Annotated in this window: 10 protein-coding genes; all 10 read right to left on the reverse strand. The window is 69.1% G+C overall.

Annotated features, from left to right (window positions below):
• A partial coding sequence (locus AC1DS3_RS25075) for an alginate O-acetyltransferase AlgF (protein ID WP_477128173.1) occupies positions 1 to 492 on the reverse strand: 492 nt, incomplete at its 3' end.
• A gap of 2 nt (positions 493 to 494) precedes the next feature.
• Positions 495 to 1,964 (reverse strand): AMP-binding protein, encoded by a 1,470-nt coding sequence (locus tag AC1DS3_RS25080; RefSeq protein WP_441634970.1) that lies wholly within the window; start codon positions 1,962 to 1,964, stop codon positions 495 to 497.
• Positions 1,965 to 1,996: 32 nt separating this feature from the next.
• The gene (locus tag AC1DS3_RS25085; protein ID WP_441634972.1) at positions 1,997 to 2,254 is read right to left on the reverse strand and encodes an acyl carrier protein; all 258 of its coding nucleotides are present in this window, start codon (positions 2,252 to 2,254) and stop codon (positions 1,997 to 1,999) included.
• A gap of 39 nt (positions 2,255 to 2,293) precedes the next feature.
• Entirely contained in the window at positions 2,294 to 3,880 is a 1,587-nt protein-coding gene (locus tag AC1DS3_RS25090) for an MBOAT family O-acyltransferase (protein WP_477128174.1), read from the reverse strand.
• 23 nt (positions 3,881 to 3,903) lie between these two features.
• A complete protein-coding gene (locus tag AC1DS3_RS25095) occupies positions 3,904 to 5,001 on the reverse strand; it encodes an alginate O-acetyltransferase AlgX-related protein (protein ID WP_477128175.1) in 1,098 nt (365 codons plus the stop codon).
• A 4-nt stretch (positions 5,002 to 5,005) separates the two neighbouring features.
• Positions 5,006 to 6,013: an alginate O-acetyltransferase AlgX-related protein gene (locus AC1DS3_RS25100; protein ID WP_477128176.1), complete on the reverse strand. Its 1,008-nt coding sequence runs from the start codon at positions 6,011 to 6,013 to the stop codon at positions 5,006 to 5,008.
• Positions 6,014 to 6,062: 49 nt separating this feature from the next.
• The gene (locus tag AC1DS3_RS25105; protein WP_441634980.1) at positions 6,063 to 8,783 is read right to left on the reverse strand and encodes an NfrA family protein; all 2,721 of its coding nucleotides are present in this window, start codon (positions 8,781 to 8,783) and stop codon (positions 6,063 to 6,065) included.
• Positions 8,780 to 10,474: a glycosyl transferase family protein gene (locus tag AC1DS3_RS25110; RefSeq protein ID WP_441634982.1), complete on the reverse strand. Its 1,695-nt coding sequence runs from the start codon at positions 10,472 to 10,474 to the stop codon at positions 8,780 to 8,782. Before AC1DS3_RS25110 ends, AC1DS3_RS25105 begins: the two co-directional genes overlap by 4 nt.
• A 7-nt stretch (positions 10,475 to 10,481) precedes the next feature.
• Positions 10,482 to 12,686 (reverse strand): hypothetical protein, encoded by a 2,205-nt coding sequence (locus AC1DS3_RS25115; RefSeq protein WP_477128177.1) that lies wholly within the window; start codon positions 12,684 to 12,686, stop codon positions 10,482 to 10,484.
• A gap of 53 nt (positions 12,687 to 12,739) precedes the next feature.
• On the reverse strand, positions 12,740 to 13,651 hold a 912-nt coding region (gene wecB / locus AC1DS3_RS25120), incomplete at its 5' end, for a non-hydrolyzing UDP-N-acetylglucosamine 2-epimerase (RefSeq protein WP_477128178.1).

Genomic DNA, 13,651 nt, shown 5'->3' on the forward strand with positions numbered 1-13,651 from the left:
GAAGATCGGTGTGCCGGACGGCGCCAGCGCCAACTGGGCGCCCTCGCAGTCGCGGATGGCGTTGTAGAAGCGCAGTTCCGCCTTGAGCGCATCCGGGCCGCCGCTGCCGTCGTCCAGCGGGACCACCGACAGCTTGCCGCCGGTGCGCGCCAGCAGCAGCGTGGTGAAGGTGTCCGGCTGCACCTGCAGGGTGGTGGTCTCTTTGCCGTCGACGCGCACGGTGAAGGGCTGGCTGCCCTTGACCACGGCATAGGTGGTGGCGGCGGCGCCATTGCCGCCGATGGCCTGGGCCTGGCCTTGGGCTACCGCCACGGTAGCCGTGGCGGCGTCCGGGTTGAGCACCCGGACGTAGGCGGATCCCTGCGGCGGACGCGCCGCATAGAGCTGGGCCAGCGCGCCTTCGGTGGCGGGCGGCGCGGCGCAGACGGTTGCCGTGGCCATGCCGGCCAGCGTGGCGGCAAGGGTTGTTCGCAGGGCGTGGAACTTGGGCATGGCTATTCCTTCGCACCGCTCAGGCGCGCCTGCAGGTACTGGCGCTCCAGCTGCTTGCGGTCGACCTTGTCGGTGCTGGTGGTGGGGAAGCGGCCGCAGGCGACCAGTTCGGAAGGGATCATGTACGGCGGCAGGCTCCGCCCCAGCGCTTGTTTCCAGTCGGCCAGCGCCGCCGGCAGCGGCGGCTCGGCGGCGTGGCCTGCGGGGCTGTCTTCTAGTTCGAGGAAACCGATCATGCGGACGATCGCGCCGTCCGCGCGCCGCAATGCGACCGCCGCGCCCGCGCGTACGCCGGCCAGGCTGGCCAGCGCGGCATCCACTTCGGCCAGTTCGATGCGGTAGCCGTGCAGCTTGATCTGGTCGTCGGCGCGCCCCCGGAAATGCACCAGCCCGGCGGCGTCGATATGCGCGAGATCGCCGCTGCGGTACGCGCGCTTGCCCTGGTGAAGAAACAGGCGGGTCTGGTTGAGGTCGGGCCGGTTCAAGTAGCCGCGCATCACGTGGTCGCCGGCGATGCACAACTCGCCCTGGTCGAGGAACAGTGCCGCGTAGGGCTTGGCCCGGCCGATCGGGAACGGATTGGGGGCTTGCTGGCGCAGCGCGGCATCGATTTCGACCCAGGTGGTGGAGCAGGTTGCCTCCGTGGGGCCATAGGAGTTGACGATGCGCGCGGCCGGGAAGCGTTCCCACAGCGCCTCGGCCAGCGTCGGCGATAGCGATTCGGCGCCAAACAGGAAGACCTTCAGTTCGGGCAGGGTGGCCGTGTTGAAGGCGGGGTTGAGCAATTGCTGGCGCACGAATGACGGCGTCGACGCCCACATCGTGACGCGGTGGCGCGCCAGGTAGGCGGCGAAGGCATCGCGCTCGGCGGTCAGCTCGCGCGGGCACAGCACGCAGGTGCCGCCCAGGCCCAGCGCGCCGGCCACGTTGAACAGCGAGAAGTCGAAGCTGAACAGCATCTGGTCCATGAACACTGGCGCGGCGTCCAGCCGCAGGCAGTCGCGGATCCAGCCGGCGAACAGGCCCAGGCTCTCACGGCCGATCTGCACGCCCTTGGGGTCGCCGGTGCTGCCCGAGGTAAACATGATGTAGGCCACGCCGCGCTCCTTCAGGACCGTGGCGGCGGTGCCGGGGCGGAATACGTCGTTGTCCGCCTCGTACACCAGCGGYGCCCCGACGATCTCGACGATGCGGCGCACGCGCCCGGCGGGGTTGATGCGGTCCACCGGCACGAAGGGCACGCCAAGCGTCAGGCAGCCGAGCATGGCCACCAGGAAGGCGGCCTCCTTGTGGCCGACGATCACCAGCGGCACGTCGGGGCGGGCGCCGGCCGCGCGGGCGGCGGCTGCCCAGGCCTCGGTGCGGGCGCGCAGCGTGTTCCAGCTCAGGCCGCCCTGCATATCCACCACGGCCAGAGCGCCGCCCGCCGAGTCGGGATCGGCGAAGCGGAAGTTGTCAAAGTCAAAGCGCATGGGGAACTCCGGATGGCAAGTCCAAACGGGGCTCAGGCATGGCCCTGGGCGGTGACGAAAGCGGCCAGCGTGCGCACTGACTCGAGATGCACGTCGATCTCGGTGGGCGGGATCTTGCAGCCGAACTCGCGTTCGACCGCCAGGGCCAGGTCCACCGCGCTGAGCGAGTCGACCAGGCCGGACTCGATCAGCAGGGTGTCAGGATCGACCCGGGTGAGGATCACGCTTTCGATGATCTTGACGAGCTTGTTTTCGACTGCCGCCTGGTTGTCGGTGAATTGCGTATGCATTGAATAGTCTCCCTGCGCCTGTGACGCTCAGCATTGGACTCAGAATTGGAAATAGAGAAAGCGCGCTTCCTGGTGCAGGTTGGCCAGGCACAGGAAGAGCAGGACCAGCATGACCGCGGCCCAGCCGGGCGTGGGCCGCCAGCGCAGCACGGACCAGCTGCTTTGCTGCGCGCGCGCCAGCGCCGGCGACCAGCGGCCCAGGATCTGGTGGGCGTTGGGCGCCAGCCAGACAATGGCCAGCATCGCCAGCAGGTAGAGCAGCTGCAGGTGGCGCCCGGCCAGCATGCGCCAGGCATCGCCCGCGGTGAGCGTGGCATCTGGCCAGGGCAGCGCGGCGATGGTTTCGAAGCCGCGCAGGCCGGCCAGGCCTTCCAGCAGGGCCAGGGCGTCGTGCATGCCGCTGGCGCGGAAGAACACCTGCGCCACCAGCACGGCGGCAAAGGTCAGCAGCACGCAGGCCACGCGCGTTGCCGCCCGCGTCTGCCGCGCGGCGGCGGGCTTGCGGCCGGCCACGAAGATGCGCCAGGCGTGGTTGACCGACAGGTAGCCCGCATGCAACAGGCCAAACACCAGGTACTGCAGGCCAGCGCCGTGCCAGATGCCGGCCAGGCCCATGGTGAAGGCGGTCGGCAGCACGATCATGGCGGCGAAGCCGTCGGCGGTGGCCACTCCGGCCGCGCCCACCGGAAGGCCGCGATCGGTGCGCCTGCGCGATACCGCCATGGCCACCGGGTAGTACAGGTAGGCGGTCAGGTAGCGCGTCAGCGTGATGTGCCAGCGGGCCCAGAAATCGATGATGCTCGATGCCTTATAGGGCGAGTTGAAGTTGAGCGGGAAGCGGATGCCGAACATCTTGGCCAGGCCGAGCGCCATGTCCGAGTAGCCGGAAAAATCGAAGTAAAGCTGCAGCGCGTACGACAGGCTGGCACCCCAGGCGGCCCAGAACCGCAGGCTGGCCGGATCGGCGAAGCCCGCGTCGGCATAGGGCGCGATGGCATCGGCCAGCAGCACCTTCTTGGYCAGCCCGATGACAAACAGCATGCCGCCTACCGACAGGTTCTCCGCCTTGAAGCGGTAGTTCTCCCGCTGCGCGAACTGCGGCATCATTTCCTTGTGGTGCAGGATGGGGCCGGCGATCAGGTGCGGGAAGAAGGTCACGAACAGCACGTAGCTCAGCGGGCTGCGTTCGCTCACGATGCCGGCGCGGCAGTCCAGCAGGTAGCCGATCTGGGTGAAGGTGAAGAACGAGATGCCGAGCGGCAGGATCACCGACCCGGCCGGGCTGGCGCCGCTCAGGCCAAGCTCATGCACGAAGCCCAGCAGCGCGGTGAAATACTTGTAGTGAAGCAGCAGGCCGAGATCTGCCGCCACGCCGAGGGCCGTCGCCAGCGTCTGCAGCACGGTGCGTCCCTTGAAATACAGGATCAGCTGGCTCACCCCGTAATTGAAGGCGATCGACRCGGCCAGCAGCGCCACGAACTGCGGGTTCCACCAGCCGTAGAAGACGAACGAGGTCAGGCACAGCCATGCGGCGGCCGCGCGCAGGGACCGGGCGCCCAGCAGGTAATGCACCAGCAGCGCGACGGGCAGGAACAGCAGCAGGAAGAGCAGGGAGTTGAAGAGCATGGTGGTTGGCTATGGCTTGTCCCTTACCGCGATGGCAGGGTGGCCAGGGTTGTTTTCTCTTCCTCGGTCAGCGGCAGGGACAACGCCATCTCCGAGAATTCCCAGATCACCAGCCGCAGGCTGGCAGGCCATTGCGCGCGTTGCCGGAGCGCGGCCTGGAGCGCGCCGGAGAACTGCCCGCCGTCCAGGCTCAGGTTCCAGACCTGGCGGCCCAGCCGCATGCCCAGGCGCTCGGCGAAGTGGCTGCGCCGGCCGTTGGAGCTGCCGGCCAGCAACACCTCGGGCGGCGCCACCTCGTCGAGCAGGCCGCCCGCGGTCTCCGGCTTGATGGTTTGCTCCCGCACCAGGTCGGGCAGCGGGCGCCAGCGGTCGGGGGCGTGTCCCAGGCCGGCCAGCACTAGCAAGTCGCCCACGCGCGCGGTGGCGCTGGCGGCGTTGCCGACGGCGTAGCGTTGCTGGCCTGGCTGCCCCAGGAAGGGCAGGGCTGCCGCTGCGACTGCTTCGGCGCTGGTGGTGGCGCCGTGGTTGTTCATATGCACGTCGGTGCGGAAATAGCCAGGCGTGCGGGTGTCCAGCGCAGCGCGCAGGTCCACATACGGCACCTGGCTGGCGGCAAGGCTGGCGTGCCAGTCGTCCAGGCGCTCGCGCATCTCCTGCGATGCCTGCAAGCCGCACAGGCGTGCCGCCTCGACGCGCGATTTGTCGKGCACGGCCACGACCAGCACCCGCACCCCGGCCGCGCGCAACTCGCCAACCCAGTACCGCATCAGCCGCAAGCGCTCGGCGAAGGCTTGCGCGTGGCCGGGCTGCGGTTGCAGGCCGTCGCGATAGAACAGCCAGCCCGGGCATCCCTGTACCACCTGTTCGCCAAGGTTGCCCAGCAACCGGTAGCGCAGCGCGGCCTGGCCGGTCTCCACCTGCGCTTGCGCCGGCAGGCGCAGCGCTTTCCTGAGCGTCTGGCCCGCGGTGCCGTCCATCCAGGCGGACGGCGCCAGCCCGGCAAGACGCGAGCGGGCCTGCCACAGCGAGTGAACGCCCCAGGCCAGGCCGGCCACCAGCAGGGTGGCGCACACGGCCGCGCCCAGGCGGTGGGATGGCTCGGTATCGTGCTTGATGGTCATGCCTTTAGCGCCCCACGGCGGCCTGGAGCCGCTTGCGCCAGGTATCGGCGCTCATCAGCGAGGCGTTGTCCCACAGGCCGCGCGCGTCGGGCCCCKGCGAGAAGGCGGGCTCGAACAGTTGCCAGACCAGCACCTGCGGCGGCTGCTGGCGGAAGGCGGGGGATTCCAGGTACTCCAGCAGCATGACCCACGGCCCCACGTTGCCGGGTTTCCAGTTGACCGAGACCGGGCGGTCCAGCGTGTTCGAGAGCATCTGCGGATAGCCGAAATAGGGCTGGACCATGCTGTGGCCGGTCACATGCACCGGCGCCGCGGCGTCGTCCAGCAGGCCCTGGTTGCCGGCGGTCTTGCGTATCGTGAACGTTTCGCGCCCGACCGCCTTCTTGCGCTCGGGCGTCAGGAACAGTTCAGCCAGATCGCCGTAGCGCCGCTCGTTGGACAAGGCGCCCAGCGCCATGCCGCTGCCGGGTTGGCCGGCGAGCTTCGGCACCTGCTGCGCGACCATCTCGGCGGTGGCCCGCGCGGTGGCGTCGGCGGCGGCCTGCGTCCAGTGCTGGTCGGTGCGGTAATAGACGTCGCGCCCTTCGTTCCTGAGCTTGAGCAGCACGGCTTCATCGTCGAAGCTGGGCACGCCCGCCTGCCGCAGTCTGCCGAGCACGGTCTGGTAGCGTGCGGCGACGTCGGCGCTCATGGATTTGCCGTCCGGCAGCTTGTCCTGGTAGAAACGCGCCTTGTCTGGCAGCAGCACCACCACCAGCCGGATATCGCGCGCCATCAGCGCGCTGCGCACCTCGGTCACCAGCGCCGCGGACGCATCGATGCCGGCCGTATCAACGTGTGTCAGGCTGCCCCAGCCCGGGAACAGCCAGTTGTCCTTGCCTTCGATGATGATCGACGAACTGTCGGCGCAGGCCATGGCCGACCAGGCGAGGGCGGCGCCGGCCAGGCCGCGGCCCAGCCAGGTGCGCACGCGCCGAGGCGGGCGCAGCGGTGTTTCGCAAGACAGGTGCATGGGTGTCATTCCTTTGGGAGCCATGGCGGGGAGCGCCGCAATCGGCGTGTCAGTAAGAGAGCGTCAGGTTCATGAACAGCCCCTTGGCGCGATTGGAGTGTCCGGCGAGCCCCGCGCGGTATTGCACGCCCCAGTCCAGGTAGGAGCGCGGCGCGTTGTATCGGTCCTGCCGGAACCAGTAGCGCAGGTTGAAGCCGGGGCCGGCGCCAATCGACCAGGTGGCGCCGTTGCCTTGCAGGCCGGTGCTGCCCGACACCGTGCCCAGCGTGCCGGAGGCGCGGTTCTTCTGCCACAGCCAGTCGGCGCCCAGCACCACGTAGGGGAACAGGATCAACCGCTCGTCGATGGCGTCGAGGCGGAAGCTGCGGCCGGCCCGGATCTCACCGGCTGCGAAGGCCTGGTCGCGGCGCAGGCGGCCGGAGCCGCTTGCGGTCTCGGCGCCGGTGCTGTTGTCGCGCAGCGAGTAGCGCGCGGCGATATCCTGCAAGCTGTAGCCACCCTGCACATAGCCTTCAACGGTGAACCAGCTCGGCACATCCAGCCGCAGCCCGCTGCCTTCGTAGATGCCGTAGGTGACATAGGTGAGCCATCCGCCGGAGCCGGCATCGGCCTCATAGCGGGCGCTCTGGTCTTGCCGGTTGAGCGCGCAGCGCTGGCTGGCGTCGGCCGGGATCAGCATGCCGCTGCGGGTGGCGGTGCCGAGCAGGAACTGGCGCTCCAGCCCGAAGGTGAGGCCAACCTCATGCGACGGCGTGAAGCGCAGCCCCAGCGCGCCCACCGTGGTGGGCACACCGGTGATGCCGCGGCTGCGCGACTCGCCCAGGTCCGTGTGGGCCGCCGCGGCGCCGCCGCAGGGGTCCGACAGGCGTTGCGCGTGCGTCTTGCCGCCATTGTCGTAGATCGTGCTCGACAGGCGCCCGTAGAGTTCGAAGGTCCGGTCCGAGGTGTTGAGGAAGGTTGGCGGGCGCCAGAAGATCTCCGCGGTGCCGAAGGCCGCATCGCCCGGCGTGGAAATGGCGGCGCCGCCAAAATCCGCCGCCGCCGGCCGGGCCCCGCGGTAACCCGCGGATACATAGCCTCCCCACTCGCGCGAGAATCCCGCGATCGCGCCGCGCGTGTTGTAGCGCTGCTCCTCGTCCAGGGCGAGCGCGCCCGCATCGGCCTGGTCGATGGCCTGCATCAGCGTTTGCGTGGCGCCGCGCTTGTCGCCCGCGCCGGCGCGCGCATAACCCTCGTCGAGGATGGCGAGCGGTGGTGCCTTGCCGGTGGCGCGGGCGGCCTGGATATCGCGCAAGGCTTGTTCCGGCATGCCCAGCCGCTGATTGACATAGGCGCGCTGCATCAGCAGTCCGGCATCGCCGGCTTGCCGCTCCAGCGCGGTATTCAGCCGCGTGGCGGCCTCGCGGGCCTGCATGCGGTTGCCGGCCGCCAGCGCGGTGGTCAGCAGCGCCTGGCTTTGCTCGCCCGGGTCGTGCTCGACGGCCTTGCGCGCTTGCGCGATCGCTTCCTGGTAGTCGTGCCGGCCGTAGGCGGCATAGGCCAGCGCGGCAGGGCTGCCGCCGGAGGCGTCCGCCGGCAGCAGTTCGCACGCCGTGCCATAGGGCGTGTCGCGGCAGTGCTGTACCGGGGGCGGAAAGCTGGCGAGCGTCAGCGCGGCCTTGGGCGCCCGCGCGCGGCCGGCTTCGTCCAGGCGCCTGCGCACGGCCTTGTCCTTGCCGTCCAGCGCGGCCAGCAGCGCCTGCACGCGCTGGCCGTTGCCGGCGGCCAGCGCCGCGTCGGCGGCGATCAGGCGCACGTTGTGCCGCTGCTCGTCTTCCAGCCAGTCCTGCCCGAGCGCGCTGTCGAAGTCGGCTTCCGCCTGGGCGGTCTTGCCCTGGCGCTGCCGCAGGTAGGCCCGCATCAGCAGGGCCACGGTATCTTCGCTGTCTTGCCGCAGCGCTTCGCCAGCTGCGCTTTCCGCTTCGGCGAGCTGTTCGTCCAGCATCAGCGCGGTGACAAGCAGCAGGCGGTGGCTGGCCGTGTCGGGCGCCAGCGCGACCGCCTGCCGGGCCGGTGCGATGGCGTCGGCCGGACGATTGGCGATTAGCGCCTGGTAGCCAGCCCGGGCGGAGGGTACCGACATCTGGCGCAGCAGGCCCTGGCGGCGCGCGATCAGGTCGGACCGGTTGGGCGCGCCGGCGGCCAGCGCGCGTTCGATGGCCCGCAGGGCACCCTTGTCGTCGCCTTGCGCGGCCAGGGCGTCCTGCCACAGCAGCGCCCACGCGCCCTGGCTCGGGTCGGCGGCGAATGCTTTCTCCGCGGCGACGGCGGCGGTCTTGTAGTCGCCATCGTTGTAGGCGGCGTAGGCTTGCGTGGCAAACGGATAGCCTGTGCGGAAGGCCTGCGTGGCCGGGGCMGCGCTGCCCTGGGCGCCGGCGCGCAGCGCGGCGTGCGCCTCGCGCAGGGCGGGGCTGTCGGCTGCGGCTGCGCTGGCGGCCGCCACGGCGCGTTCGGCTTGCGCCAGCTTGCCCTGCTTTTGCAGCGAGTAGATCAGCAGCAGGTGCAGCTGCGCCACGTCCGGCCGCAGCCGGATGGCGGCTTCCGCCCTGGCCTGGGCTTTTGCGTAGCTGCCCTTGTCATAGGCTTTGTAGCCTTCGTCGGCCAGTTGCCAGGCTTTGCCCCTGAGTGGCGCTTCGCTGGCGGCCGGCTCGGCGAACGCGGGGGCCGCCGGCAGCAGGGCGGCGCCGCTCAGCGACGAGAGCAGGACAATCAAACGGGTGCGCGCCCTCATGCGGCGGCTCCGTGCGGTGCGGCGGTGGAGGGGGCCATGTTCTGCTGGAAGGCAATCGCTTCGAGCAGGGTGACCTCGTCCAGCCAGCCTTGCTCCAGCAGGATCTTGCCGAGCGGCCGGTGCGCGGTGGCCTGCAGGTCGAGGGCGTGGGCCAGCTTGGTCTCGTCGATGGCGTGCCACGACAGCAGCAGTTCGCCAAGCCGGCGCCGCTGCTGCGTCAATTGATCTGACGAAGGGAAGTCATGCATGGTCTTGTCCCACACCAGCCGCTGGCCAAAGAACATGTGGCCAAGAAAGAGCCGCCACGCGCGCGCAGCGGCCATGGCGTTGATAAAGTTGCCGATCATCATGCGCGGCACCGACAGCAGGCCATGTTCCCAGCCGTACATGCTGCCGACGAAGTAGATCCGTTGCAGCGTGCGCAGCGCCAGTGCGATGGTGTTGAGCCACATCAGCGTGACCAGCCAGCTCCCGGGCCGGAACAGCGGAGGATAGTGGACGGTCCACCAGCCCATGGCATCGGCGAGGTAAAACAGCAGGAAGTTGGCCAGCAGCAGATAGGCCAGGATCGAGATAAAGGAGGTCACGAGGCCCTTGCGGTCGCGATACAACAGGTATTTGGTGGTCAGAGAGCCGGACCAGCCGACTTGCTGCCAGCCTTGCAGGCCGATGCCCAGCAGCCAGCGCGCCTTTTGCCGGTAGGCGGTGCGGAAGGTGTCGGGGAAATACTCGCGCACGCCCAGCGGCATGGAGATGGTCCCGATCTTTTCCTTGCCCAGGCCGAACCACGACACCCGGCGCGTGGCGTACTCCACCTTGAACTTGCCGAAAATCTGCTTCATGCCGCGCCGCGACAGGCGTGCCCCGATGTCGTAGTCCTCGGTCAGGCTGTCGGTGTTGAAGGGCTGGTTGTTGGTCTGCGCCGACAGCTCCACCAGCGCGCGGCGCGAGAAGCAGGTGCCGACGCCGGCCGACGGCACCATCTTCGACAGGCTTTCGCGCACCACCATATCCTTGGTGTGCCACTCGGCGAACTCGTCCATATAGGTGCCGGCCACCAGTTCGTACCAGCTGCGTTCGAGCGAGGCGACCGGCAACTGGATGAAGTCGATGCGCGGCAGCAGGTAGTTGTAGTACTTCAGTTCGAGCGGGTGGAGCACGTCTTCGCTGTCGTGCAGGATCATGCCGGCGAAGGGCGCGGGCATGTCCCGTTCATGCAGCAGGATGGCCTGCACGATCCAGTTCAGGCAGTCCGCCTTGCAGGTGGGGCCGTTGTGCGGCACCTCCACGCGCACCAGCTGCCGGTAGCGGCGGCGCATGCGCTCCACCTCGTCGATGGTGCGCGCATCGTTGCAGTAGGTGCCGACGAAGATCATGTAGTTCTGGTATTCCAGCGTGGAAACCATGTTTTCCAGCATGGGCGCGATGACGTCGAACTCCAGCCAGGCCGGCACCATGATGGCGAGCGGCTGTTCCTCGCACGCGCGCAGTTGCCCGGTGGAGAGCGGCTTGTGACGGCGCCGCACGACCAGGCCGCGGTAGGCCTCGCGCAGCCAGTACCAGAGATCGATGAACAGGTCATCGATGCTGGACAGCAGGATCAGCGTGGCCACGACGGCGGTGACGATCTCGAGGCCGCGGTAATAGTCGGCGACGAGGTAGGGCCAGTACATGGAGGACAGGAACGACATGGGTGGCTTACTTCTTTGTCCGGCGCGCGCGGTTGGCGAGATAGGCGAAGAACAGCAGGGCTGCCAGGCAGGAACCAACGCCGAGGATCAGCAGGTGGCTGGCGGCCATGCGGCGCAGTTTCTGGAGGATCCCGGGCGTTTCGGAGGGATCGCTGTCCGGGTTGGCGCTGTCGAGCCAGGCGCGCGGGCCGTCGGCGCCGACCACCATGACGTTGCCCCTGTTGAACACGAAGGGCTGTCCCGGGCGGCCTCCCGGCGCGCCCATGGCCTGCCAGAGGATGCCGTCGCGGCCACCGCCACCGATCACTTCGGCGGCGCCGAGGCCGGCCACGCCGGCGACGTCCAGCCACTGCGTTTCACGGCCATTGATCTGGAGGTGGCCCTGGGCGGGCACGCGTACCTTGGGCTCTATGCCTTGCAGCTTGACATCCATGGCCAGGAAGGGACGGGTGGGCCGGGCKGCCTGATCCTTGCCGGCCAACACCAGTTCCGCGCCATAGGGCGACAAGCCGCTGGCGGCTGCCAGACGCACCACCTGGGCCAGCCGGGCGCCGGCGTCCAGCAGATAGCTTTCCGGCACGATCAGCTGCGGCCGGCCAGCCATCAGCGGCAGCAGGCTGACGAAGGAGCCGTCCGTCCTGGCGGCGCCCGAGCGCAGGTGGCTGCTCGGCAGCACGGTGACCGGGTAGCCCTGCGGGGTTTCGTTGCAGTCGACCGATACCGGCTGGCGCTGGAAGGATACGCGCAGCACGTTGCGCACGTTCAGGGCATAGCCCGGAACCTGGGCCAGCAGGCGATTGCGGCGGCCGTTGGCCTCGATCTGGCGAGCCGCCAGCAGCACGTCGTTCCAGAATACCGAGACCACAGGCGGACTGCCGGAGGCACCCGGCGCGGCGGCAACATCCACCACCAGCTCGCTGGGCGCGCGGCCATCGATGGCCGCAGCGCTGAGCGGGAAGCTGGCGGTCCAGTCGGCGCGCGCGATCACGTCGAGGTTGCTGTCAGCGTTGCTTAGGCTGCTCAGCGACGTGGCCGAGTGCTCGCCCTGGTCGGGCTGCATGGCGGCGCGTACCGCTACCTTGCGCGAATCCAGGGTGCGGCGCCACAAGCCGCTCAGGATGCCGGCGGCTTCGGCGCCTGCATCCGGGGCGATGGCGATGACGGGGTGGCCGCCCAGCATGGTCAGCTGGATCTGCTTGGCGGACAGCGGTGCTCCTGCCACTGGCGCGCGGCTGGCGCGCCAGGCGGCGAAGGCCCGCGCGGCATCCGCATCGTCCTGCAGTTGCGCCGCCAGCGCATCCAGCGCGGTCTTCAGCCTGGCTTGCAGGGCGGCGTCCACCACCGCCAGGTCCGCGGTGACGGCAGGCGCGCCCAGCACCAGCAGCGCACCGAGTTCCGCTTCGCTGCCGACGCGGTGCTGCACGCTGGCATCCAGCGCCGCGAAGGCCGGTACCTGCCGCAGTCCCGCCGGTACGTTCAGTTCACGCGTGTCGATGATATCGCCTGGCGCGGGGAAGGCTCGCATGGTGGCGCGCTTGCCGCCGTTCTCCAGCGCCACGMCGATCCGCCACGCGGCGTCGAAGGCGGCGCGGTCTAGCCGGTTGGCGGCAAACAGGATGGCCGTGTTGGCCGGCAGCGAGGCCCAGGCGTCTTCCAGGGTGGGCAGGGCCGCGGCGTCATAGCGATAGCTCAGGCGGGTGGAGGGCGCGATCGTCAGTGCGTTGCCCAGCGGGCGGTCGATCTCGCACAGCCGTTGCGCGGTATTGGACGACCAGATCACGCCTAGCCGGACGAAGCCGCTCGCGCGCGCGCGCCGCTCGACGGCCAGCGCGCGGGCAGCTTCCCCTTCGCCGTTTTCAAAGCGGCGCGCGAAGGCGGGGCGGCCGTCGATGGAAAGCAGCAGGTTGGTGCGGCCATCCTCTGTCTTTATATAGTGCGAGTCGAACGCGATCGAGGCGTCCGCTAGCGGTACGTTGCGCGGTACCGGCAGATAGAACTCGTGACGCGAATCGCTATGGTTCATGATCACCGGCGCAGTGAACCCGAGATCGGCGAGCGTCACGGTACGGCTCAACCAGGTGTCGGCCTCCAGCGCGCGGATGGCGTCTCCGGGCACCCCGGCAAAGGCCGTCAGCGGCAGCACCAGGGCGGCGTGGAATAGGCCGCGCCGGAAGCGGGCAAGGTAAGGCAGATGACAAAGACGCAAGACCATGGCGCAGATAGGTGGAGAAATAGCAAGAGATTCTTGGGAGGGGGAGGTGCCGCTCAGGCCGTCCGCGCAGCGGGCCGGAAGTCCTCGAGGGGGTGGCCGCACAGGGCGGCAACGATGCGCTGGCAGGCTCGCCCGTCGCCATAGGGATTGACTTGCCGGCGGCATTGCTCGTAGAGCGCGGTGTCGTCCAGCAGGCGGTTGACCTCGGCTACGATGCGGTTGGTGTCGGTGCCTACCAGCTTGACGGTGCCGGCAGCCACCGCTTCCGGCCGCTCGGTGGTGTCGCGCATCACCAGCACGGGCTTGCCCAGGTGCGGCGCTTCCTCCTGCACGCCGCTGGAGTCCGTCAGCACCAAGTAGGCTCTGCGCATCAGCCAGACAAAATCGAGATACTCGAGTGGATCGATCAGATGCACGTTGCCGATGCCGGCGAGCGTGCGCATGACGGTTTCGCGCACACGCGGATTCAGGTGAACCGGATAGACAATCTCCACGTCGGCACGGCACGCCAGCAGGGCTAGTGCTTCGCAGATCCGCTCGAACCCCTCGCCGAAACTCTCGCGGCGATGGCCTGTCACCAGTAACAGGCGGCGGCGCGGGTTCAACCATGCATGGCGGGCGGCGATGGTGTTGGCTAGGCAGGCATCGTCGTCGTCCAGGCGCTGGCAGGTCAGGGCAAGTGCGTCGATCACCGTGTTGCCGGTGACGAAGATCTCGCCGGCCAGGTTTTCCTTGAGCAGGTTGTCGCGCGCAGCCGGCGTCGGTGCAAACAGCAGGCCGCTGATCGCATCCACCACGYGGCGGTTCATCTCTTCCGGAAAGGGCGAGGCCAGATTGCCGGTGCGCAGCCCTGCCTCCACATGCGCCACCGGGACGCCGCGATGGAAGGCCGCGACTGCCGCGGCAGCGGCTGTGGTGGTATCGCCGTGCACCAAGACGTGATCGGGCCTGACGCCGCCGAACAC

This window comes from Cupriavidus sp. 01L46, assembly GCF_056399905.1.

Excerpts from the sequence above, each read along its gene's own strand:
- AC1DS3_RS25085 (WP_441634972.1), bottom strand. The coding sequence starts at position 2,254 with ATGCATACGCAATTCACCGACAACCAGGCGGCAGTCGAAAACAAGCTC.
- AC1DS3_RS25110 (WP_441634982.1), bottom strand. The coding sequence starts at position 10,474 with ATGTCGTTCCTGTCCTCCATGTACTGGCCCTACCTCGTCGCCGACTAT.